23 protein-coding genes, 1 pseudogene and 1 other annotated feature are annotated in these 22,095 nt (G+C 38.5%); of the genes and pseudogenes, 8 read left to right on the top strand and 16 right to left on the bottom strand.

Features of this window, described 5'->3' with window-relative positions; translation table 11 throughout:
* Positions 1-127 precede the first annotated feature (127 nt).
* Positions 128-1,078 carry a magnesium/cobalt transporter CorA gene (gene corA / locus BTR25_RS16955; RefSeq protein WP_075689230.1) on the top strand — a complete coding sequence of 317 codons (951 nt, stop codon included), beginning with the start codon at positions 128-130 and terminating at the stop codon, positions 1,076-1,078.
* Positions 1,079-1,117: 39 nt separating this feature from the next.
* Here the strand turns inward: corA and BTR25_RS16950 are convergent, their stop codons facing one another.
* Positions 1,118-1,432: a hypothetical protein gene (locus BTR25_RS16950; protein WP_075689229.1), complete on the bottom strand. Its 315-nt coding sequence runs from the start codon at positions 1,430-1,432 to the stop codon at positions 1,118-1,120.
* A 241-nt stretch (positions 1,433-1,673) separates the two neighbouring features.
* Here BTR25_RS16950 and BTR25_RS16945 point away from each other — a divergent pair, with 241 nt between their 5' ends.
* On the top strand, positions 1,674-2,708 hold the full coding sequence (locus tag BTR25_RS16945; protein ID WP_483295265.1) for a M42 family metallopeptidase: 1,035 nt from the start codon (positions 1,674-1,676) through the stop codon (positions 2,706-2,708).
* 29 nt (positions 2,709-2,737) lie between these two features.
* Positions 2,738-2,944 (top strand): twin-arginine translocase TatA/TatE family subunit, encoded by a 207-nt coding sequence (tatA, locus tag BTR25_RS16940; RefSeq protein ID WP_075689227.1) that lies wholly within the window; start codon positions 2,738-2,740, stop codon positions 2,942-2,944.
* A 44-nt stretch (positions 2,945-2,988) separates the two neighbouring features.
* Here tatA and BTR25_RS16935 read toward each other — a convergent pair whose 3' ends face one another.
* On the bottom strand, positions 2,989-3,546 hold the full coding sequence (locus BTR25_RS16935) for a hypothetical protein (protein ID WP_139311270.1): 558 nt from the start codon (positions 3,544-3,546) through the stop codon (positions 2,989-2,991).
* 276 nt (positions 3,547-3,822) lie between these two features.
* Between BTR25_RS16935 and BTR25_RS16930 the strand changes: the two genes are divergently transcribed.
* Positions 3,823-5,046 (top strand): NAD(P)/FAD-dependent oxidoreductase, encoded by a 1,224-nt coding sequence (locus tag BTR25_RS16930; RefSeq protein WP_075689225.1) that lies wholly within the window; start codon positions 3,823-3,825, stop codon positions 5,044-5,046.
* Positions 5,047-5,409: 363 nt separating this feature from the next.
* Here the strand turns inward: BTR25_RS16930 and BTR25_RS16925 are convergent, their stop codons facing one another.
* Genes BTR25_RS16925 through nikC form a run of 4 tightly spaced genes read right to left on the bottom strand, consistent with a single transcriptional unit; the run spans position 5,410 to position 9,302 of the window.
* Entirely contained in the window at positions 5,410-6,426 is a 1,017-nt protein-coding gene (locus BTR25_RS16925) for an ABC transporter ATP-binding protein (RefSeq protein WP_075689224.1), read from the bottom strand.
* Positions 6,419-7,441, bottom strand: coding sequence for an ABC transporter ATP-binding protein (locus tag BTR25_RS16920; RefSeq protein WP_139311272.1), 1,023 nt, complete (start codon positions 7,439-7,441; stop codon positions 6,419-6,421). Before BTR25_RS16920 ends, BTR25_RS16925 begins: the two co-directional genes overlap by 8 nt.
* A 14-nt stretch (positions 7,442-7,455) precedes the next feature.
* Complete coding sequence (locus tag BTR25_RS16915; RefSeq protein ID WP_075689222.1) at positions 7,456-8,379, bottom strand: ABC transporter permease; 924 nt, start codon at positions 8,377-8,379, stop codon at positions 7,456-7,458.
* Between the two features lie 20 nt (positions 8,380-8,399).
* Positions 8,400-9,302 (bottom strand): nickel transporter permease, encoded by a 903-nt coding sequence (gene nikC / locus BTR25_RS16910; RefSeq protein WP_075689221.1) that lies wholly within the window; start codon positions 9,300-9,302, stop codon positions 8,400-8,402.
* A 386-nt stretch (positions 9,303-9,688) separates the two neighbouring features.
* On the opposite strand from nikC, the gene BTR25_RS16905 reads away from it, so the two are divergent.
* Positions 9,689-11,272 carry a glutathione ABC transporter substrate-binding protein gene (locus BTR25_RS16905; RefSeq protein ID WP_075689220.1) on the top strand — a complete coding sequence of 528 codons (1,584 nt, stop codon included), beginning with the start codon at positions 9,689-9,691 and terminating at the stop codon, positions 11,270-11,272.
* 47 nt (positions 11,273-11,319) lie between these two features.
* Here BTR25_RS16905 and BTR25_RS16900 read toward each other — a convergent pair whose 3' ends face one another.
* The 3 genes from BTR25_RS16900 to BTR25_RS16890 are packed head-to-tail and all read right to left on the bottom strand — an operon-like array spanning position 11,320 to position 13,994.
* Complete coding sequence (locus BTR25_RS16900) at positions 11,320-12,300, bottom strand: ABC transporter permease (protein WP_075689219.1); 981 nt, start codon at positions 12,298-12,300, stop codon at positions 11,320-11,322.
* Positions 12,293-13,204 (bottom strand): ABC transporter ATP-binding protein, encoded by a 912-nt coding sequence (locus tag BTR25_RS16895; protein ID WP_075689218.1) that lies wholly within the window; start codon positions 13,202-13,204, stop codon positions 12,293-12,295. The genes BTR25_RS16900 and BTR25_RS16895 overlap by 8 nt, the downstream gene beginning before the upstream one ends.
* Before the next feature lie 13 nt (positions 13,205-13,217).
* Positions 13,218-13,994 (bottom strand): SGNH/GDSL hydrolase family protein, encoded by a 777-nt coding sequence (locus BTR25_RS16890; protein ID WP_075689217.1) that lies wholly within the window; start codon positions 13,992-13,994, stop codon positions 13,218-13,220.
* A 281-nt stretch (positions 13,995-14,275) separates the two neighbouring features.
* On the opposite strand from BTR25_RS16890, the gene BTR25_RS16885 reads away from it, so the two are divergent.
* Positions 14,276-15,124, top strand: coding sequence for a DegV family protein (locus BTR25_RS16885; protein WP_075689216.1), 849 nt, complete (start codon positions 14,276-14,278; stop codon positions 15,122-15,124).
* A 39-nt stretch (positions 15,125-15,163) separates the two neighbouring features.
* On the opposite strand, the gene hmpA is transcribed toward BTR25_RS16885, so the two are convergent.
* The 3 genes and pseudogenes from hmpA to proS all read right to left on the bottom strand — a co-directional run bounded on the left by hmpA (position 15,164) and on the right by proS (position 18,206).
* Complete coding sequence (hmpA, locus tag BTR25_RS16880; protein WP_075689215.1) at positions 15,164-16,408, bottom strand: NO-inducible flavohemoprotein; 1,245 nt, start codon at positions 16,406-16,408, stop codon at positions 15,164-15,166.
* A gap of 120 nt (positions 16,409-16,528) precedes the next feature.
* A pseudogene (locus BTR25_RS16875) lies at positions 16,529-16,687 on the bottom strand (VWA domain-containing protein); the annotation flags it as partial.
* Positions 16,688-16,775: 88 nt separating this feature from the next.
* Positions 16,776-18,206, bottom strand: coding sequence for a proline--tRNA ligase (gene proS / locus BTR25_RS16870; RefSeq protein WP_075689214.1), 1,431 nt, complete (start codon positions 18,204-18,206; stop codon positions 16,776-16,778).
* A 61-nt stretch (positions 18,207-18,267) separates the two neighbouring features.
* Positions 18,268-18,485: a binding site (T-box leader), on the bottom strand.
* A gap of 178 nt (positions 18,486-18,663) precedes the next feature.
* Between proS and BTR25_RS28500 the strand changes: the two genes are divergently transcribed.
* Both BTR25_RS28500 and BTR25_RS16865 read left to right on the top strand, forming a co-directional pair.
* On the top strand, positions 18,664-18,798 hold the full coding sequence (locus BTR25_RS28500; protein WP_303046848.1) for a hypothetical protein: 135 nt from the start codon (positions 18,664-18,666) through the stop codon (positions 18,796-18,798).
* 128 nt (positions 18,799-18,926) lie between these two features.
* On the top strand, positions 18,927-19,802 hold the full coding sequence (locus BTR25_RS16865) for a cupredoxin domain-containing protein (protein ID WP_075689213.1): 876 nt from the start codon (positions 18,927-18,929) through the stop codon (positions 19,800-19,802).
* Positions 19,803-20,069: 267 nt separating this feature from the next.
* Here BTR25_RS16865 and BTR25_RS16860 read toward each other — a convergent pair whose 3' ends face one another.
* The 4 genes from BTR25_RS16860 to BTR25_RS27720 all read right to left on the bottom strand — a co-directional run bounded on the left by BTR25_RS16860 (position 20,070) and on the right by BTR25_RS27720 (position 22,080).
* Positions 20,070-20,324 (bottom strand): hypothetical protein, encoded by a 255-nt coding sequence (locus BTR25_RS16860; protein WP_075689212.1) that lies wholly within the window; start codon positions 20,322-20,324, stop codon positions 20,070-20,072.
* An 88-nt stretch (positions 20,325-20,412) separates the two neighbouring features.
* Complete coding sequence (gene clpP, locus BTR25_RS16855) at positions 20,413-20,994, bottom strand: ATP-dependent Clp endopeptidase proteolytic subunit ClpP (RefSeq protein WP_075689211.1); 582 nt, start codon at positions 20,992-20,994, stop codon at positions 20,413-20,415.
* A gap of 31 nt (positions 20,995-21,025) precedes the next feature.
* The gene (locus BTR25_RS16850; RefSeq protein WP_075689210.1) at positions 21,026-21,727 is read right to left on the bottom strand and encodes a sigma-70 family RNA polymerase sigma factor; all 702 of its coding nucleotides are present in this window, start codon (positions 21,725-21,727) and stop codon (positions 21,026-21,028) included.
* 176 nt (positions 21,728-21,903) lie between these two features.
* Positions 21,904-22,080, bottom strand: a complete 177-nt coding sequence (locus BTR25_RS27720; RefSeq protein ID WP_175596814.1) for a hypothetical protein — start codon at positions 22,078-22,080, stop codon at positions 21,904-21,906.
* Positions 22,081-22,095: the final 15 nt, after the last annotated feature.

The raw sequence follows: 22,095 nt of genomic DNA, 5'->3' as shown, positions 1-22,095 counted from the left end.
CTCAACTAATTCCCACTATCCGCAACTATTGTCACCTCTCTCCCGCTATCCCTCAACACTATCATTTTGAATTTTCACCATAAAAAGCTATCATAGTATGGAAACCTAATTTAAGGAATGAAGTAAAATGATTAGAACGGTTGCCGTTAACTCAGATTATCAAATGATGAAAGACGTAGAAGTATCTGAACTTGTTAAAGGAGATTACCTTTGGTATTGGATTGATTTTCACCAACCGACGGACGATGAGATTGAGCTGCTTAGGAATCCACTTCGGTTCCATCCGCTTGCGGTCGAGGATTGTATTTTTACTCTGCAGCGCCCAAAGTTGGATTATTATGAGGAGTGTACTTTTTTTGTCACCCAAGCATTGAACCTAGAAACGATTACAAAAGAAGAAGTTGACATATTTCTGGCAGATAAATTTATCGTTACATTCCATCACAATCCATCCAGTGAAATTGATGAGGTTTGGAAACGATTTTACCTAACCAAAAGCATCGAACAGTGGAATCCTTCACTCGTGTTTTATCACGTTGTTGATAAGATGGTCGATAATTACTTTCCACTTGTGTACCGAATTGAAGATACTTTAAACGAACTGGATGAAAATTCAAAGGGACGGACAATGGAGATCCTGCTAGACGAGTTATTCGATACCCGCCATGATCTTCTTTCCCTAAGGCATACGGTTACTCCGATGCGCGATCTTATCTACCGCATCATTAACTCACAAAGATTAACACTTACCAAGGACCGGGTAGAGTATTTTTCTGATATACATGATCACTTGTTAAAATTGACGGAAATGGTGGAAGCAAATCGCGAACTAACGACAGATATTCGTGATAGTTATATATCTATTAACTCACACCAAACAAACCATGTTATGAAGGTGTTAACCGTTATCACCACGATTTTCATGCCCCTCACTTTTATTGCAGGGATCTATGGCATGAATTTTGAAAACATGCCTGAACTGACATGGGACTACGGTTATTTTGCAACCTTGTTCTTGATGTTCATCATTGGTTTTGGCATGTCCTTTTGGTTTAAGAAAAAAGGTTGGTTCAAATAGCAAAGTAAAAAGACTAGGATACCCCCTAGTCTCTTTACTTTACTCTTCCCAATGTTCATAGGTCACTAAACCGCCAGTTACATCAATCGTATTGCGCTCACCTTCATAAAACGTCTTGCCATCTTTTTCAATAATCAGGTTTTCGTAAGTAAAAACCTTTTGCCCATTTGGCAGATGAATGACGACCTTTGGACCTAGATTTTCCTGTGGTGCTTCAATTTTTATTGTACTTTGGTAATAATGTCTGAATACGAAGATGCCAACTGTCAAAATCGTACAAATTAGAATGAAAAGAAGTGGACCCTTCCAGGAAATTTGCCTCGGTTTATCATGATATAATTCTAATCTGGTCATTTTTCTCTCCCCATTAGTCTGTAATTCACTTATCTTCCATTTCCCCTCACTATTTTTCTAATAGCGTAAATTATTCCAATTATATCCACATACCTACCTATTTAAGCAGCTAAGTAAACGCACTAATTCAATCTATGTCTTAACTCTGTACTTGATGACTGTTTTTATAATCAATTTTCAATTATATGTATAATAAGGTAGAATGTATGTGAAAGGGGAGCTGGCTTTGGCAAACAAGAATATTGAAGAAACGTTTAAATTACTGGTGGATTTGGTATCCATCCCAAGCCCATCCGGGAATACGAATGAAGTCATTACATATGTAGAAAACTATTTAGCTAAATTACAGGTTGAAACAAAACGAAATCGCAAAGGCGGTTTAATAGCTACCCTTAATGGGAAGGATTCAAGCAGACATCGTATGTTGACAGCACATGTGGATACCCTAGGGGCAATGGTAAAAGAAATCAAAGCAAATGGCAGGCTGAAAATTGATTTAATTGGAGGATTCAAATATAACTCTATTGAAGGTGAATACTGCGAGATTGAAACCAGTAGTGGAAAAAAATTCACGGGCACCATTTTGATGCGACAAACCTCCGTTCACGTTTATAAAGATGCAGGTAAAGCGGAACGAAATCAGGATAACATGGAAGTTCGTATTGATGAACAAGTAAAAAATGCGGACGAAGTAAGAGCACTAGGGATTGAAGTGGGCGATTTTATTTCCTTTGATCCGCGTGTTGAAGTTACGGAAAGCGGCTTCATTAAATCCCGTCATCTTGATGATAAAGCAAGTGTCGCCATACTACTTCAATTGATCAAGCAGATAAAAGAAGAAAGTATTCAAATGCCTTATACGACTTACTTCCTAATATCAAATAATGAAGAAATTGGGTACGGGGGAAATTCAAACATTACATCAGAAACGGTTGAATATTTAGCAGTAGATATGGGTGCGATGGGTGATGGCCAGTCTACTGATGAGTTTACCGTGTCGATCTGTGTAAAAGACGCAAGTGGACCCTATCATTACGAACTGCGCAAACAGCTTGTAAGATTGGCTGAGGAAAACAATGTTGATTACAAACTTGATATTTATCCTTACTACGGATCTGATGCTTCAGCAGCGATTCGCTCAGGTCATGATATCGTCCATGGTTTAATCGGACCAGGAATAGATTCCTCACATGCCTTTGAGAGAACGCATCAAGCATCAATTGAAAATACGGCAAAGCTTTTGTACCACTATGTGCAATCTAACTTGGTAATCTAGCACAGACTTGTTGATTTAAGGAGGACAATATGCTATCGAATATAGGTGTACCAGGATTAATATTAATCTTAGTTCTGGCATTAATTATCTTTGGGCCTAACAAATTACCGGAGATCGGCCGTGCAGTTGGAAAGTCTATCCGAGAATTTAAAAGAGCAACCGATGGAATCGCCAGTGATATTAAAGAAGAAATCACTGACGACATTAAAGAAGCTAAAAAGAATAATAAACATTAGGCATAATGAGAGGCAGGATGCGTGAGCACCTGCCCTCTTTTTTATTATTTCATCATGTCTTTCATTTTTTCATTATGCTGTTTTTGCTGGTCAAGCAATTGATTCAGTAGTGTTGCTGCTTTTTTATCATCCTTCGCTTCAGCAGCAGCTTTGAGTTCATGAAACGTTTTCCACTGAGCCAAACTTTTGCTTCCATGCGCCTTCTCAACAAACTGTTCTTTTGTAAGCTTACCTTCCTCAAGCTGTTTCTTTAAATCCTGAATTTTTGCCATTTTCTCTTGTTTCCATTTCTCACGTTTTTCAGCAAATTCCGGTGCTAACCATTTTGCACGTAAGTCCTTCTTTTCAGCAATGACTTTTGTCCATTCATCTTTCTGATCTGGAGTGTATTGATCAACCCATGCTAAAAGGTTTTTTTCCCGCTCCTCCATTTTTGCCTTCCAGTCTTTGTGTGAATGTTCCCGCTCTTCGCAGTCACATTCCTCTGCATCCTTCTCACCCTGTTTAACATCCGGATTAGGCTTGAGGGCAGCATCAGCCATATTCATCCCTGACAAACAAAAGAACAATCCTAAAACCAATATTAAAAATCTAAACATCATCAAGTTCACCTTTACTTTCTTGAAATTTTACCCAAATGTTTCGGACGAAGTTATCATACCCATTTTGTCGAAAAAAAATTTACCATTTCGACATAATTTTAGTTATAAATCACTTGTTTTAAGTAAGTAAATACCGTAATCTATGAGTATAGAAGATATGTGAAATGATTCACAATAAAGACGAGCCTAGTGCTCTATATTTTTWAAACTTACATGTGAAAAACTTCACAATAATATCATAAATAAWGAAACAATGTATATGGGAGAGGATTTATTATGAGAAAGCCAAAAATCGTTATTTTAGGAGCCGGTTATGGAGGAATTATTACAGGAAAGAAACTTGAAAAGCTTCTTAAATCTGGTGAAGCAGATGTTACCCTAATCAACAAGCATGATTATCATTATATTACCACTCAGCTTCACAAAACTGGTGCAGGAACTGCCGCTGATCGTCAAATCGCCATGAACATTCCTGAATTAATCAACCCTGAGAAAACACGCTTTGTTAAGGGGACGGTTGAATCTGTAGATATCAACCGTCAAGCAGTTAATCTAGAGGGCGGCGAATCTTTCGAATATGACTATTTATTAATAGCCCTAGGCTTTGATGTAGAAACTTTCGGTATTCCCGGCATAAAGGAACATGCCTTCCAAATTCGCAGCTTTAGAACAACAAAAGCAATTTATAATCAAATTCTTAGACAATTTACTTTATATAAAGAAGACCAAGACCCATCACGCCTCACTTTTGTTGTGGCAGGCGGAGGTTTCACGGGTATTGAGATGCTTGGAGAATTAGCTGAAGGTCTTCCAAAGCTTTGTAAAGAGCATAACACCCCATTTGAAAAAGTAAAAATTGCTGCGGTTGAAGCAGCACCATCTGTAATTCCATTCTTTCCGAAAGAATCTATTGAATATACTACAGAAGTATTAAAGAAGTTTAATATAGATATGTACATGTCAACAAAGATTCTTGAATGCACTCCAGAAAAAGTTGTTCTTGAAGGTAATGTTGAACTTCCAACACGTACACTGATCTGGTCTTGTGGTGTAAAAGGAAATCCTATTGTTCAAAATTGTGGTTTGCCAGTGGAAAAAGGTAAATTACCTGTAGATTCTTTCCTTCGGGTCAAGGGCAAGAAAAACATTTTCAGTATTGGTGACTGTGCCCTATTTATGAAGGATGAAAAGAATGCCCTCCCTCCAACTGCACAGGTTGCTCTTCAAGAAGCAGATGTTTGCGCAAGAAATATAATTGCTGCCCTTCGCGGTGGAGAGTTAAAAGCTTTTGAATACCACCATAAAGGCTCTGTTGCTTCTATCGGTAACTTTTCTGCAGTAGGCAAAGTTGGAAACTTCCGACTTTCTGGATTATTTGCTGCCTTCATGAAACAAGTAATCGAAGCACGCTATTTATTAAATCTTGGTGGTCCTGCTTTAATTATTAAACAGCACTTTGGTGTAAGCAAAGAACCAGTACAAATAACAGCTAAACAATAACCTAGTCAACCATTGGCTGCAGGCTTCCCTCCTTACCAGCCAATTGAATAGCAACATCCCATTTTATACCAGCCTAATATCCCCCAATGTTAGGCATCCACCCACCTTTAGTAAGGCGGGTTTTTCTTTTAAGAAAGAACAAACCCACTCTATTTTGAGTGGGTTTACTATTTTAATAATTGGCTGTGTTAAAGGATACTGTTGGTTTAAGAACCTGTTGATTGGAGTGGAAGGCGCTTGACTCCAGCGGGATGTACGAGCTGAGTGAGACCCCGCAGGTCGCAACGACCGAGGAGGCTCACGGGCGAGCCCGCGGAAAGCATAGCGCCTGGAGTGCAAATCAACAGCCTAGTTTAACACAGCCTAATAATTAGAAGGTATTTTTGAAAAATCAACTGGTCCGTCTTCGATTAAATGACAAGCGGCCTGATGAATGTCTCCATTTAACGAATGAAGTTTAGGCTCTTCCTTTGCACAGCGCTCAATGGCAAACGGGCATCGTGTATGAAAACGACAGCCATTTGGCGGATCAATTGGAGAAGGAATATCACCCTTTAATAGTATACGCTCTTTCTTCTTCTCCGTTATATTTGTACTAGGAATGGCTGATAATAATGCTTTTGTATATGGATGTTGAGGATTTTCAAAAAGAGACTTTTTGTCTGCAATTTCAACGATCTTCCCAAGATACATAACAATAATTCGATCAGAAATATGACGTACTACCCCAAGATCATGTGAGATAAAGACGTAGGTTAACTGAAATTTTCTTTGTAAATCTTTTAATAAATTCAGTACCTGTGCTTGGATGGAAACGTCTAGTGCCGAAACGGCTTCATCACAAATGATCAACTTCGGATTCACTGATAAAGCCCGGGCAATTCCGACACGCTGACGCTGACCGCCACTAAATTCATGTGGATGTCGGTCAATTTGATGTGCTCCAATTCCGACAGTTTCAAGTAATTCAACAATTTTTCTCCGTCTCTCATTAGGTGGAACTACATTTTGAATCGCCAGTGCTTCCTCTAAGATTTGACTGACCGTTTGGCGTGGATTTAATGATGCATATGGATCTTGGAAAATAATCTGCAAATCCTTACGTTTCTTACGCATTTTAGTCTTACTTAATGCTAATAAATCCTCTCCATCAAAGTTTATTTGTCCGGCAGTAGGATCATCTAAACGCAGAATCGCTCTCCCTGTAGTTGACTTTCCACAGCCTGACTCCCCTACAATACTAACCGTTTCACCTTCATACACTGTAAAGCTTACATCGTCCACTGCTTTTACATGATTGACGGTTCTGCCAAAAAGACCGCCTTTAATTGGAAAATACTGCTTTAAATTTTTTACTTCTAATAAGGCCTTTTTACTCATGGCTCGCCGCAACCTCCTCTTCTTTATCCCATCGATTTGTATGAATCCAACAGCGCACTTGATCACCGTCTAATGCAGTTTCTAAATCTGGCAATTCTGTGTGACAAATCGCTCGTGCATGCGGGCAGCGCGGTGCAAAGCTGCACCCTTTCGGCAAATTAAATGGACTTGGCACAGAGCCTTCAATAACCGATAAATCTCCTTCATAATCCTGATCGTGCTTCGGGACAGAATTTAACAGCCCAACTGTATACGGGTGTTTTGGATTTGTAAAAATAGTTTTAACATCTGCATACTCGACCACTTTACCACAATACATAACAGCAACTTTATCGCACATCTCTGCTACAACACCTAAATCATGAGTAATCATCATTAAAGATGTGCCCAGATCTTCTTGGAGTTTCTTCATTAAGTCTAAAATTTGAGCTTGAATCGTAACATCTAAAGCTGTTGTCGGCTCATCGGCAATTAACAATTCAGGATTACATGCTAACGCCATCGCAATCATGACACGTTGACGCATCCCGCCTGATAGTTCGAACGGAAATTGTTTCGCACGTTTTTCAGGTGAAGGAATTCCCACTAACCGAAGCATATCTACTGCTTTAACCCAAGCTTCTCTTCTTTTTAATTTTTGGTGTATTCGGACAGACTCAGCAATTTGCTCTCCACATGTTAAGGTTGGATTTAATGATGTCATCGGTTCTTGGAAAATCATCGAAATATTGTTCCCACGAATCTTCATCATTTCTTTCTTCGACTTATTTATAAGGTTCTCACCTTTAAAAATAATTTCTCCACCGACTATTTTCCCAACAGGTTCCTGTAAAAGCCGTAGGATCGATAAGGAAGTGATACTTTTACCTGAGCCGGATTCACCAACGATTCCAATTGTTTTCCCTTTTTCAATGGTAAAATCAACACCGTCAACAGCCTTTACTTCACCCTCATCCGTGAAAAAGGATGTTCGTAAATTTCTTACCTCTAGAATATTTTCTTTTGATAGATTCATCATGTTCACCGTCCTTAATTAAGCTCAATTCGTTTGTTAATGAAACGGTACGAAATATCGACAAGAAAGTTTACTAATACAAATAGCACCGCACAAACAAGTATTGTTCCTTGCACCATTGGAAAATCCCGCATCCGGATGGAGTCAACGACTAATCGTCCTAATCCATTAATTGCAAATACCGATTCAGTAATAACTGCCCCGCCTAGTAATCCACCAAACTGTAAACCTACCACTGTCACAACTGGAATTAACGCATTACGCAGTGCATGCTTATAAATAACTAGTTTATCACTAACACCTTTTGCATACGCTGTACGGATATAATCTTGATTAATAACTTCTAACATACTTGAACGAGTCATACGGGCAATAATAGCAGCCCCGCCAGTTCCAAGTGTAATCGCAGGCAATACCATGTTCTCCCATGAGCCCCAGCCCACAACCGGGAACCATCCTAAATTTACAGAGAAGAAATATATTAACATTATTCCAAGCCAGAAGTTTGGCATTGAAAGACCAAAGAGAGCAGTAATCATTATGGAAACGTCAGTAAAAGTATACTTCTTAGTGGCAGAGATAATCCCAGCAATTAAGCCGAGGATTACAGCCAGTGCAGTACCAATCAGTGCCAATTGAACAGTAATCCAAAAACGGCTAGTAAAGATTTCTTCCGTTACAGAACGATTCGTACGAATAGAAGTTCCTAAGTCTCCTTGAACAGCGTTTCCAATATAACGGAAGTATTGCTGATAAAGTGGATCATTTAAACCTAAATTTTCACGCATCTGTTCAACCTGTTGTTCATTTGCATTCTCCCCTGCCATAATTTGTGCAGGATCACCAGGAATAAAGTGCATCATTAAGAATACGGCTAAGGTAACCCCAATCATTACAGGGATTGTTTGAAAAAGTCTTCTTATCATAAACACAAACATTTATTTCACCTTCTCTATGATTATTTTTTCGTTTTAGGATCTAACGCATCACGCAGGCCATCGCCAAATAGGTTAAAGCCAATTACCACTATTAAAATGACAAGACCCGGAAACAGTGTAAGGTGCGGTGCTTGTGCGATATAAGAACGGCCTTGTGCGAGCATCGTTCCCCACTCCGGTGTAGGAGGCTGAGTCCCTAAACCAAGGAATGATAAGGCAGATGCGGTAATAATCGCTGAGGCTATATATAGTGTTGCTTGAACGATAATGGGTGAAACAATATTTGGTAAGATATGCTTAAAGATAATTCTAAAGTCGTTCGATCCCATTGCTCGAATTGCGTCGATATATTCTAATTTCTTCACACTCAATGTCGAGCCTCGAACAATTCTAGCAAAAGTTGGAACAGCAAAAAAAGCTACGGCTATAATAACATTCGTCGTGCTTGCTCCTAGTACACTTACAATTGCAAGCGCTAACAAGATTCCCGGGAAAGCTAGAAGGACATCACATATTCTCATAATAAGAGAATCTATCCATTTACCGTAATAACCTGCGATAATTCCGAAAAGAATACCAACGGCTGCACCTAGTAAAGTAGATAATAAGCCAACAGTTAACGAAACACGAGATCCATATAATAGACGGCTTAAAATATCACGGCCTTTATCGTCAGTCCCCAGCCAATGTTCACTAGATGGTCCCTGCAATTTTTTTGCCATTTCAATATGTGTTGGTTCATAAGGTGCAATAAGAGGTGCAATTATTGCAAGAATAGCAACAAATATTACAATAATTCCTCCTGCCATAGCGGCCTTATTTTTTGCTAATTTTTTATAGAAAACTGTCCAACTTGCTACTCTTGTTTTCTGCTCCATAATAGGAATTCCTGTAGTAGAAGGTTGAAGTTGCGGTTGACTCATTTTTTCCCATCCTCTCTTCTTTAATATTTTGCTTAAAAAATGTAACATTTAAAAACACAGTTGTTTTAATAATATCTACTAAACTGAAATATTACAATAGTTTTAAAATTATATATTTACACCTTTCTATTAGTTTATGATTGACCACCAGGTTAAACTATTTGAATATAGGTGCAACCTTGTAATATGTTCCGGAATTACAATAATAATATTATTGCAATATTAAATCAAAAGAAATTTTTGTATATTACAATTTTATTACGAACGTAACACTTTTAGTAATAATTCAGAATTTTTCCCTTGTGCAATGTCAAAATTTCGACTATTATAAAAATGGTCATGTTTTTTCATAACCAATTTAAACAATAAAAAAAGGGGGTTAAACTATGAAAGCAAAAAAGAATGTATTTCTTATGCTTTTATTGTCTCTCGTACTAGTACTTGCTGCTTGTGGCGGAGACAAATCAACAAATGAAAATGAAGAAAAGGAAAAAGAGAATGCTGGTGAAGAAACAACTCAAACTGGCGGAGAGCTAGTATTTGTTACTCCATCAGATGCACCAACACTTGATCCACACGGTAAGAATGATACTGCAACTACTAACGTAACTACGCAAATCTTTGATCGTTTGACTGAATATGCTGAGGACGGTTCTGTTGTTCCATCACTTGCAACCGAATTCAAAAATATTGATGACACTACTTGGGAATTCAAATTACGTGAAGGGGTTAAGTTCCATGACGGATCTGATTTCACTGCTGAAGCAGTAAAATTAACGATTGATAGAATCATAGATCCTGAATTTGCTTCTCCACGTGCAGTTGTACTTAACATGATTGAAGAAGTAATCATTGTTGATGACTACACAGTTCAATTTAAGACTAAGTTTCCATTTGCTCCACTACCTGCACACTTAGCTCATAACGCTGGTTCGATTATCGCTCCTTCTGCTATTAAAGAAGAACAAAGCGGCGGTAAAAAAGTTGATGAAAATCCAATTGGTTCTGGTCCTTTCAAATTAAACACTTGGAACCGTGGTGCTGAGATTCTATTAGACAAGTTTGAAGATCACTGGAACGGTGCAGCTACCGTTGACACTGTCAAGGTTATTGTTGTTCCTGAGCAAGCAACACGTGTTGCAATGCTTGAAACTGGTGAAGCTAACGTAATGTTAATTGGTTCTTCTGATGTAACTCGTGTAGAGGCTATGGACCAAGTTGAAATTGACCGTGTAAGCGGTACACGTATGGACTATGTAAGCTTTAACTTAAACAAAGCTCCTTTTGACAATATGAAAGTTCGTCAAGCGATTGCTATGGCAATTAACAAAGATGATGTTGTACAAGGAATTTTAGATGGCCAAGGTGTTGCCGCTATTGGACCTCTAGCTCCTACAGTAGTAGGTAACTTCCAAGGTTTAACTCCACTGCCATATGATGTGGATGGAGCAAAGAAATTACTTGCTGAAGCAGGTCATGCTGATGGATTCAAAACAACACTATTTGTAAACGAAGGAAGTAAAGAACGTGCTGATATCGCTGAGCTTGTTCAAGCACAATTAGCTCCACTTGGAATCGAAGTTTCTATCGAAATCATTGAGTGGGGTGCATTCCTTGATAAGACAGCTGCTGGTGAACATGAAATGTTCATTCTTGGATGGACTACTGTAACTGGTGATGCTGACTATGGTTTATATGCTTTATTCCACTCTTCACAATTCGGTTCTCCTGGTAACCGTTCATTTTACAAGAATGAGCGCGTGGATGAATTGTTAGATACAGCTCGTTCTGAAGCTGATCAAGAAAAGCGTAATGCAGCATACAAAGAAATCTCTGAAATTCTTGTTGAAGAAGTTCCAATGGTTTACTTGCAGCACCCAGACTTCGTACACGGTATGAGCGGAATCGAAGGATTGTTTGTAAACTTCAGCGGTACTCCATTCTTCAAGGATGTAAAGCTAAAGAAATAATATGAAAAAAATCCACCTCTCCTTTTAGGGGGCGGTGGATTTTTTTATTAATAAATATCTTTTCTTGTAAAAACAAAGAAAGAAACAAATAATGCTGCCAGCCACCAAACAAATAACACCATAAGTGAGAACAAAAGTGTCATTCCTTCAATAGGCGGCGGGCTGCCGCTCATATAGTTGGTTAAGCGTAGATTTACCATGAAGAAATATTTTGCAGACTCCCATGATGAAACCATATTATTTAAAATCGCCCCTGAAATTAATGCAGCGAGCATAACCCCCATCCCTGCAGCAGTGCTTTTGATTAACACAGATAGCATAAAAGACAAAGTCCCGACTACTACTGCCACAAACCAAACTAGTCCAAAGTCCATCATGAGAAACTGCCATAAATCCAGCAGTTTAACATTGGAGGTATCAATCCCTGCCTCCGTTACAGTAAATCCTGTCACAACTGGGGCATTCCAGCCTTCATAGCCAAATACAAGCCCAGAAATGAGGTATGATATGATTCCTGCCATAGCAACGATTAGAGATATTGCGAGAATAAGCGTAACATACTTACTCAATAGGACTTTCCACCTTTTTACAGGCCTGGTTAGGAGTAATTTGATCGATCCTTGGCTATGTTCCGAAGAGACCAAATCGCTGGCAATCACCATCACCATTAAAGGGATAAATAACTCAATCGAATTCTCTAAAAATATCCGCATAAAGGTCGGGGCACCTGGTTCCGAGGGATTAATATCATGGTCTAAATAATACTGATTTTGCTGAAGGGAGATTTGAATTTGTTTCCGCCATTCATCTGATAACCGGTTACTTCCAAGTCGATTTTGCTGATCAATGATTTGCTGCTGCAAAATCGTTCTCCAATCATCCGTTCCAAGCTTCTCTCGCTGTGTTTGAACTTGTTTAAATTGTGCATATGTAAATAAAGCGACTAAAACAGCGATAATGATCCCGATGACAATTAGTCTTTTTTTAGCGATAAGCTTCATCATTTCGTTTTGTATTAGCTTAGTCAATCGAATCACCCCCGGTTAATTCGAGGAATAAATCTTCTAATACTGGCAATTTCCGATTCACTTCCAATACCGAAACACCCGCTTCTACAAGAAGCTTGTTCCACCCTGGTATCTTTTCCTCATCATATTCGGTTAAAATGGTCTCAGCATCCTTCACTTCGATATTCGTTACTCCTTTAAGTATTTGAATACCCACTTCTTTGGGATAAAACCGCCACACCGCTCGCTCACGGTTCGATAATAAATTTTTGACTGTATCCGTCCTGATTACAGACCCTTTCGAAATAATGGCAACACGGTCACATAAAAGCTGAATTTCACTTAATAAGTGACTTGAAACGAGAACACTCAAGCCTTCTTCTTCAGCCAGAAAACGGATAAACTCCCGCATTTCTCGGATTCCAGCAGGGTCTAATCCATTCGTTGGTTCATCGAGAATTAGCACCTTTGGTCTGCCTAATAGAGCCTGAGCAATCCCAAGACGCTGCCTCATACCAAGTGAGTAAGTTTTCACCTTATCATGAATCCGCTCCGTTAAACCCACAAGATTGGTGACTTCTTTAATCCGTTCTTCTCCAATTCCATCCAGCATTCGCGCAAAATGAAGCAAATTATCATAGCCAGATAAGTATGGATACAGTTCAGGATTTTCTACGATACAGCCAAGATTTTTCATGGCTTTCTCAAAGTTGTCCACGATATTATAACCGGATACTTGAATGGTCCCTGATGTAGGTCTGATTAACCCCACTAACATTCGGATAGTAGTTGTTTTTCCAGCACCGTTTGGCCCTAAGAAGCCAAATACCTCACCTTCTCTTAATTCAAAGCTTATTCCCTTAATGATTTCCTTCTTACCGATTTTTTTTCTTAATTGATCTACAGATAATGTTATTTTCTCCATTTGGGTAATCTCCTTAAAAGGTAAGCAATGAGGCAACCCGTTCAGCAATTAGACGGTACCCTTTAGTATTTGGGTGAAATTTGTCTGTATATAAATAATCATTCACATTTAATTCAAACAAATCAAAGGTTGGAACAAACACAATATTTGGATAACTAGCACTTAATTCGGCACTTTGATAATTCCAATGCCGGACTATTTTTGACAAGTCTTTTCCCTCTTCAAAGTCAATAAAGGGATTATACAGCCCAATGAAAAAAATATTAGCATTACTGTTAGCCTGGCGGATTTGTGTAAACACGATATTCATATTTTCAAAGTAGTTTTTTTCGACCTCAGAAATGTCCTCGTTATCTAAATTCTCTAACCCTTGTCCACTTCTAAACAAATCATTTCCACCAATCGTAATTAAAATAACATCTGCTGCCTGGAGCTGTCTTTGCACCTCGACTTCTTGGACCTGCCCTTTAAGCTGCTCGGATCTTTGACCGCTTATGCCTAAATTAGTCAGCATTACTTTCTGGTCTGTTTTCTTTTTAACTTCATCTAATACGTTTCCCACATAGCCTTTACCTGTTTCATCACCGGTTCCTCTCGTTAGAGAATCACCTAGGGCGACAATTCTTAGACCTTCCTTTTTGTCCTCTTGCTCGGCCTCTGCTGTTTTTTTAGGAATCTGGTCTGGCTTTCCAGCATAATACTCCCCTACTGCCCATCCAAGTCCTGCTAGCCAAAGGATTGAAAAAATAACTGATATAATCGTTACGAAACGAATTAAATTTCTATTCAAGATGGTTCTTCCTTTCTTGGCTATTTCTACCTTTTATTTAAACATATTTTGTGATTGAAACAAAGAATAGCGGTACACTAATAAAGAGGAATTCCAATAGTGGGGTCTTACTGCTCGTTAATGCGGGATAAAATTAGACACTAAATGTTCAAAGTTAAACCTTTTTTCTACTAAAAATTTTAAAATCCATTGACCACAGGATGTAATATACGTATATTAATATGTAGTTATTAAAACTACATAGTTTTTATAAAATGCTACTACTGGAGGAAGAGGAGAAGATGACAAAACCAAATGTTGCTTGGATAACAGACACAACTGCCTCTCTAAGCGAAGAATTTATCAATAAGTATCATATTAATGTCATTCCATTACAGCTAATTATTAACCAAGAATCCTTTAGAGAAAAAATTGATATAACGGAAAAAGAATTCTACGAGAGAATGAAGAATGAAAAAGGGACGTTTCAAACCTCTCAGCCCTCGATTGGTGACTTTGTCGACGTTTATAAAAGGCTAAAAGAAGAGTATGATTTTGGGTTTGCGATTCATGCTTCTAGCATTTTATCCGGTACCTTTCAAACCTCTAAAATGGCAGCTGAAATGGCTGATTTTAAACTCTTTGTATTTGATTCTAGAACTGGATCTTATCCCCACTCCTTTATCGTCAAAAAAGCGGTTGAACTCTTTGAACAAGGCCTAGAGGCAGAGGAAATTATTAAGAAATTAGAGACCTTTCCAGAGCGGACGAGACTCTTCTTAGTCCCTTCTAACCTAGATCAGCTACATAAGAGCGGTAGAGTAACTGGTGGACAAAAGATATTAGCTTCCCTTTTAAACATCAAGCCGATTTTATCCATTGAAGAGGGTACGGCGAGAATTAAGGATAAGGTACGTTCGGATAAAAAGGCTTTAACATGGCTTATGGATAAATTGAAAGATGATATGGAGAAACACACGGTTAGGAAAGTAGTGGTTGTCCATGCAAACGACCCGGAACGAGCGACAAAGCTTGAAAAGCTAGTAAAAGAGCTTATTCCTACTATTAAGACCGAATGCATGATGCTAATCACAGTAGCAGGAGTTCATACAGGTGTAGGTACCCTTGGCCTTTCTTGGGTATGCGAATAAGGACTGAGAATTTCTCAGTCCTTATTCGATTATTTAATTTTATACAGTAACTAGTTCTTTTTCTTTAGCTTCATCTTCAAGGCTGTCCATTGGGCCGAAGAATTCGAAGTGAATTCTGTCTTCTTTTACTCCTAATGCTTTTATTGAGCGGTTGATGGATTTCATAAATGGTACTGGTCCACAGAAGTAGAAGTCTGCTTTATTTACAGGGACAGTCTTCTCCAGCCATTCGAGTGTTACATAGCCTTCGACATCGAATGATTTGTTTGTACGGTCTGCTTCAGTTGGTGAATCATAAAAAACATAGGATTTAACATTTTCAAGTGTTGCTAGAGCTTGCACTTCTTCTCTTAGTGCATGCATTTTACCATTTGCGGCCGCATGTATGAAGGTCACTTTTCGCTCAGGCTGTAAGTTAACTACAGTTTTTAACATACTGACCATTGGTGTTAACCCAACACCTCCGCTTATTAAAACAACTGGACTGGTGTTCTTAGTAATGAGGACAAAGTCTCCTGCAGGTGAACTTACCTTTACAACGTCACCTTCTTTCACTTCATCATGCAGGTAGTTTGAAACCATTCCATCTGGATTCATTGCTCCTGATTCACGTTTTACACTAATTCGATAGTATTCTTTACCAGGGGCATCCGATAAACTGTACTGGCGAATATGTGTAAATTCTTCCCCTTCGATTTCCAGTTTAATGCTGATATATTGACCAGCTAGAAACGGTGCAATCTCACCTTGATCTTCTGGTTTCAAGTAAAAAGATGTGATTACATCACTCTCTACTACCTTACGATCGACTATAAAATTGCGGAATCCATCCCATCCACCTTGCTGCTTGGCTGTTTCTTCATACATCTCTGCTTCAACGCTGATAAATACATCAGCAATCACACCATACGCTTGTCTCCATGCTTCTATAATTTCATCGGTTGCGGCTTCACCTAACACTTCCTTAATGGCTAACAAAAGATGCTTCCCGACAATCGGATAATGCTCAGGTTTAATTCCAAGACTTCTATGCTTGTGAGCAATTTGTTTTACTACAGGAAGTATCGCTTCAAGTTTATCAATATATTGTGCGGCCGCATACACCGTTCCCGCAAGGGCTTTCTGCTGACGCCCTTGTTTTTGATTGGCATGATTAAAGATATTTAATAGCTCTGGGTGGTTCCCAAACATTAGTTGATAGAAACGTGTAGTAATCGCTTCTCCATGCTTTTCTAATACAGGTACGGTTGATTTAATGATTTCGATTGTCTTTTGTTCTAACATAAATAACACTCCTTATCTATTAATCACTATAACTATGGTGATTATATGAAAAAACACACAAGGAGTAAGTGATGTACATCACTTACTTTGAATTTTAAAACTTTCGACCTACTCAAGTATTTATAGGATTCTCTTTGATTTAGCTTCCGCCAACCACTCTGGGAACTCATTTAATAACTGATTGTATAATTCCTCGTCTGTTGTTTTTTCAATATTTTCAATATAAAAGAAGTTTGCATTATCTATGAAACGGCCTTCCATAGTATCTAACTTTTCTATAAATCACCTGCGAGCTTTATGGTGACTATTTTTTTCTTGCGTTAAATAAAAACTGGACTCTTCCAAATCGGAAGAGTCCTTGTTAATTTTAGTAGGCTTTTGCCCAATAAACCATTTTATCAGCGTCTTTTCCACAGCAAACACATGTATTGGCTACCTGCTCTTGCTCGAATGGAATACACCTTGATGTTGCTGTTGTTTCTTCTTTGATTTTTTCCTCACAAGCCAGCTCGCCGCACCACATGGCTTTAATGAAACCTGGTTTTGTTTCAAGTGAAGTTTTTAGCTCGTCAAGAGTCACGGCAACAGTGGTTCTATCTTCACGGTGAGATAATGCCTTGTTGTATAGGTTAGCTTGGATTTCATCTAGCAATTCTACTAAACGAGTTTCTAGCTGATCCATTGGGACAAATTCTTTTGTACCTGTATCGCGTCTAGCTAGGACTACTTGTTTATTTTCGATATCCTTTGGACCGACTTCTAATCGAACTGGGATTCCCTTCATTTCATACTCATTGAATTTCCAGCCTGGCTTTTTGTCGCTGGCATCGATCCCAACACGTGCAACATTTGAAAGTGAATCTTTTAGCTCGTATGCAAAATCAAGTACGCCTTCCTTATGCTGGGCAATTGGAACAATCATCACTTGTGTTGGTGCAGCTTTTGGAGGAATGACCAATCCGCGGTCGTCGCCATGTACCATGATTAATGCTCCGATAATTCTTGTTGTAAAGCCCCATGATGTTTGGTGTACATATTGAAGCTTACCTTCTTTATCTGTGTATTGAATGCCGAATGCTTCAGCAAAGCCTGTACCAAAGTGGTGAGAAGTACCCGATTGAAGTGCTTTTCCATCATGCATTAAGCTTTCAATCGTGAAGGTTGCTTTAGCGCCTGCAAATTTTTCTTTCTCTGTTTTTTGTCCTTTTACAACAGGGATCGCCAGCATTTCTTCACAAACCGCTGCGTAGACATTCAGCATTTTAATCGTTTCTTCCATTGCTTCTTCATCGGTCGCATGAGCAGTATGTCCTTCCTGCCATAAAAACTCTAATGTACGCAAAAATGGACGAGTTGTTTTTTCCCAGCGTACTACGTTTGCCCATTGATTATAGAGTTTTGGAAGGTCTCTGTATGAATGAATGATATTTTTATAATGCTCACAGAAAAGAACCTCTGAAGTTGGACGAACCACTAATCTTTCCGCTAACTCTTCAGAACCGCCATGTGTCACCCATGCTACTTCTGGGGCAAAGCCTTCTACGTGATCTTTTTCTTTTTGCAGTAAGCTTTCAGGAATAAATAAAGGCATATAAACATTTTCATGTCCTGTTTCTTTAATACGTTTATCGAGTTCATTTTTCACATTATCCCATAGTGCGTATCCGTAAGGGCGAATGATCATCGATCCACGGACGCTGGAGTAATCAATTAAGTCTGCCTTTGTTACTACGTCTGTATACCATTGGGCGAAATCCTCGTCCATACTCGTTACATCTTTTACAAATTCCTTTGCCATTTTGACACCTCATCATTTTTTATGAATATAAAATTGAATATAAAAAGGCCTTGATCCTCAAAAAAGGGACCAAGGCCTGGCGGTACCACCCTAAATTCATAAAGCATACGCTTTATACTCTCGACATGATAACGGACTTTTATCCGCATGTATCTTCAATAAGGATCCGATACAGAACTCCGAGGCAGGTTCAACTGACTGTCTTAAGAAACCTTCCACCATTGGTTTCCTCTCTTTATAAGACCGAATTAATTTACTAATCCTCATCAACGTTTCAATATTATTTTCGTGAAAATTATATATTTCCCAATCGTAAAAGTCAATTTTTTTCTTAAAAAAGTCGACTTTTGGAGATTAGTTTAGTGATTACCGGTGCATTCCGGCTTAAAGTACACCTTTCTAAGGCTTTCGTCTTAGGTTACAATTAGGTAATTAGAAACAGACTGGAGTGAAATCTATGAAAGAAGAGGAAAAGGAACAGCTTGTTGAGGAAGAAGAAGAGAAGAAATTCTTACTCGATTATATTAGGATGCAGAATGAGGCCTTAAAAAGAATTTATAAAAATACGATTGATAAAGAAAAAAAGGACTAATCTAATTTCCTAAGGACGGATAAGTCTTTTTTTATTTGTTCATAAAAATGACTCAAAATCTGAAAATCAAATGCAATAATCCATTTATAATATTGATATGTTGTTAATTACATTTGAGGAGACATTGCATGGAGATATTTGTATATATTGCTGCTGCTGTTGTAGCCATCATGACTAGCATTTCTATTTACCTTATTTATCGAAAAAAGGAAAAACTCACCCTTCTCCCAGGAATTATTATCAGTTCTACAATTGCGATAATGGCTGGACTACTTTCTGGTTCAATGATGGGGATTCTAGCAACTGATTTGTTTCTACCTGTTGGAACTGGATTACTAATTGGATTTTTCACTGGATTTCTCGCGGGACAGCCTATCGGAATCTTGGCCATACTTAGCGGAGCGGTATCGGGACTAATGAGCGGTATAGCTGGCGCGATTCTTGGGGCCTTTATACAATTTGATAATCCTGCGATCATGCTTGGAATTTTACTAGGACTTTGTATAGTTATCCTCGGTTTAGTTATTTTATATTTGATAGTAGAACATAATCCCAAGGTATCGATTAATACGAATGAGATTCCACCCTTCACCATTTTTTCGGCAGGGATTCTGCTCTTTTCCTTATTTTTATTTTTATATAGCAGTGATTTGGTCAAACCACCAGGAAAACCTAGCCAAACAGAGACAACCAGTAGCTCAAGTACAAAAAATGTAGAAGTCGATGTTACAAATGAAACGTCCCCGGTGGTAAAGATAATGATTACCCCGACCGGTTACAGCCCAAATGTGATTCGTGTAAAAAAAGGTGTACCGGTTGAACTTGAAATTACAAATCCAACTGACAATAGCTGCTTTTCTGAGTTTATGATGCCTGACTTTAACTTAAATAACGTTCCTATTAAGAAAGGAACAACAAAGTTAACTTTTACTCCTGATAAAAAAGGACAATTCACCTTTCACTGTGGAATGAATATGTACAGAGGAACTGTAATCGTTGAATAATCGCAAAGCCTCTTTTTTTATAAGGCTGTGTTAAACTAGGCTGTTGATATGCACTCCAGGTGCTATGCTTTCCGAGGGGTCTCACGTAGCTCGTACATCCCGCAGGAGTCAAGCACCTTCCGCTCCAATCAACAGGTTCTAAAATCAACAGTATCCATTAACACAGCCTTTTATAAAAAATATACTAAAACAGAAAGCACGCTGTTTACTTGGACAGCTTGCTCTCTATTTTGTGATTAACTTTATGACATCCCATCCTTAGAGTCATCAAAAAAAGAATGTAAATGGATAAAATAAATAATAGTCATCGATATTCCGAACCGTAACATACCAAATTCCAATGGAGGCAACAATAATAAATAGATAGCTCATCGTATTTTTTAAAAGACTAAAAGTTTTTCCAAGACCTAATAGGAACAATAAGATTGCTCCAAAAAACACATATAGTCCAATAGAGAATCCAGATATGAAGCTAAATATATAAAGCAGCAAGGCTCCTAAATAAAATCCCCAGTGTTTCATTACATCCCCTCCTAATTGTATTTTAATGGAAAATATTACACGAAACAAACACAAAAAACTCGCCCAATTGAGCGAGTCAGCGTTTATCTTATTTTGGATAAAGAATTACATCAATAATCCCATATTCCTTTGCTTCTTCAGCACTCATAAAGTAATCGCGGTCTGTATCCTTAGCGACTTTTTCAACCGGCTGCCCTGTGCGATCAGAAATGATTTGGTTGATATGCTCCCTTAGCTTTAAAATACGCCGAGCAGAGATCTCTATCTCTGTTGCCTGCCCTCTAGCTCCTCCTAATGGCTGATGAATCATAATTTCACTGTTAGGCAGTGCATAGCGTTTCCCTTTTGTTCCTGCTAACAATAACATCGCCCCAAAGGATGCTGCCATTCCGGTACAAATCGTTCTGACATCAGGTTGAATGTATTGCATTGTATCAAAGATAGCAAATCCTGCTGAGGTTGATCCCCCAGGACTATTGATATAAAGTGAAATTTCCTTATCCGGTGCATCCGCGGCTAAGAATAATAACTGGGCCACAACACTGTTCGCAACATGGTCATTTATTTCATCACCAATAATAATGATTCGGTCTTTTAACAGGCGAGAGTATATATCATAGGAACGTTCACCGCGATTCGATTGTTCAATTACATATGGAATTGTACTCACTTAACTTCCTCCTTTTAAAGCGAATAGTTGGCTACGCAGCCATTAAGAGAGTGCTCGAAGGAGTGTGAGTGGACGATTGTCTACATGTAGTTATCATTGAAGGTACATCATCACGAACCAAAGCTGGTACGGCTTCAATTAAGCCAGTGGGATCCTCGGATTGTAAAGATTCATGAAACAACTCCATAAGCTGTTCCCGCTCTTCCTCGTTCCAAAAGGAGTTAATCGTGTGATCATCTTCCTCTAGGTTTGCTTTTTCTAGACGTTTTTTTGCTCGATGCAGTGAAGCTTTTACCGCCATGTCGGTTGTTCCGAGAATGTCTGCAATTTCTTTCGTCTGATACTGAAAAGCTTCCTTTAGGAAAAAAATAATCGCTTGCTTTGGAGTGAATTGGTTCAGCAGCAGGTCAACCGTTTCAACCTTTGGCGGACTAAATTGATCTTCTGAACCCTCCAAGTCCAACAGTTCGTATTTCCGTTTTCTTACCGTATCAATCCAATGATGGTAAGCGATTTTATTCAATAAAGCATTGCTGATCTTTTGGGATGGTAAGTAATGCTTTATGGCTTTAAGAAAGGCCTCTTGAGCAATATCATCACCATCCCACTTATTTTGAGTAAGGAAATGGCAATAATGCTGGAGCTTTGGATAATAGTCCATCCAAAAATCTTCCTCTGATTGCAAATCCCTCTCGCTCCCTTTTGACAAATGACGGCTAAGCTTATTTGACATCCTGCTCACTCCTTCTTGAACACTCTCTACCCAATAAACGTTTAAGGAGGGTTAAAAAGATACGGGGGTAATAAATTTTCTTTATTTATATTTGAAATACCGGATACAAGTGCCTTTTATTTTACCACAAATAGGAAACAAAAATGACCCAGTATACTTTGGGTCATTTAGAAGGATTAAATCATGGGTTTTCCCGCATCTGGAGAAAGATTGGGGTCGCCGCCACCGGTAAGGAGCAGACTTTCTGGCTGGCTTTCATTTTCTCCTGTATTTGTCATATCATTGGAATTATTTGTATGATCATCTGCTGTTAAATGAATTTCCTCAGGTATTAAGAATTTTTCTTTTTCCATTACTACACCACCTTT

The organism is Bacillus sp. MRMR6 (assembly GCF_001940785.1).
GTDB lineage: Bacteria > Bacillota > Bacilli > Bacillales > Cytobacillaceae > Neobacillus.
Note: the sequence above shows the minus strand (reverse complement) of the source record. Positions and strands in the feature narration are given on the sequence as shown.

Bases quoted from the DNA above. Each gene is read 5' to 3' on its own strand.
- BTR25_RS16865 (WP_075689213.1), top strand. From the start codon at position 18,927: ATGGAGATATTTGTATATATTGCTGCTGCTGTTGTAGCCATCATGACT.
- BTR25_RS16895 (WP_075689218.1), bottom strand. From the start codon at position 13,204: ATGGAGAAAATAACATTATCTGTAGATCAATTAAGAAAAAAAATCGGT.
- BTR25_RS16860 (WP_075689212.1), bottom strand. From the start codon at position 20,324: ATGAAACACTGGGGATTTTATTTAGGAGCCTTGCTGCTTTATATATTT.
- BTR25_RS16920 (WP_139311272.1), bottom strand. From the start codon at position 7,441: ATGAATCTATCAAAAGAAAATATTCTAGAGGTAAGAAATTTACGAACA.
- BTR25_RS27720 (WP_175596814.1), bottom strand. From the start codon at position 22,080: ATGGAAAAAGAAAAATTCTTAATACCTGAGGAAATTCATTTAACAGCA.
- BTR25_RS16915 (WP_075689222.1), bottom strand. From the start codon at position 8,379: ATGTTTGTGTTTATGATAAGAAGACTTTTTCAAACAATCCCTGTAATG.
- proS (WP_075689214.1), bottom strand. From the start codon at position 18,206: ATGGCAAAGGAATTTGTAAAAGATGTAACGAGTATGGACGAGGATTTC.
- BTR25_RS16925 (WP_075689224.1), bottom strand. From the start codon at position 6,426: ATGAGTAAAAAGGCCTTATTAGAAGTAAAAAATTTAAAGCAGTATTTT.
- nikC (WP_075689221.1), bottom strand. From the start codon at position 9,302: ATGAGTCAACCGCAACTTCAACCTTCTACTACAGGAATTCCTATTATG.
- hmpA (WP_075689215.1), bottom strand. From the start codon at position 16,408: ATGTTAGAACAAAAGACAATCGAAATCATTAAATCAACCGTACCTGTA.
- BTR25_RS16935 (WP_139311270.1), bottom strand. From the start codon at position 3,546: ATGATGTTTAGATTTTTAATATTGGTTTTAGGATTGTTCTTTTGTTTG.
- tatA (WP_075689227.1), top strand. From the start codon at position 2,738: ATGCTATCGAATATAGGTGTACCAGGATTAATATTAATCTTAGTTCTG.
- BTR25_RS28500 (WP_303046848.1), top strand. From the start codon at position 18,664: ATGAAAGAAGAGGAAAAGGAACAGCTTGTTGAGGAAGAAGAAGAGAAG.
- corA (WP_075689230.1), top strand. From the start codon at position 128: ATGATTAGAACGGTTGCCGTTAACTCAGATTATCAAATGATGAAAGAC.
- BTR25_RS16850 (WP_075689210.1), bottom strand. From the start codon at position 21,727: ATGTCAAATAAGCTTAGCCGTCATTTGTCAAAAGGGAGCGAGAGGGAT.
- BTR25_RS16950 (WP_075689229.1), bottom strand. From the start codon at position 1,432: ATGACCAGATTAGAATTATATCATGATAAACCGAGGCAAATTTCCTGG.
- BTR25_RS16905 (WP_075689220.1), top strand. From the start codon at position 9,689: ATGAAAGCAAAAAAGAATGTATTTCTTATGCTTTTATTGTCTCTCGTA.
- BTR25_RS16930 (WP_075689225.1), top strand. From the start codon at position 3,823: ATGAGAAAGCCAAAAATCGTTATTTTAGGAGCCGGTTATGGAGGAATT.
- BTR25_RS16885 (WP_075689216.1), top strand. From the start codon at position 14,276: ATGACAAAACCAAATGTTGCTTGGATAACAGACACAACTGCCTCTCTA.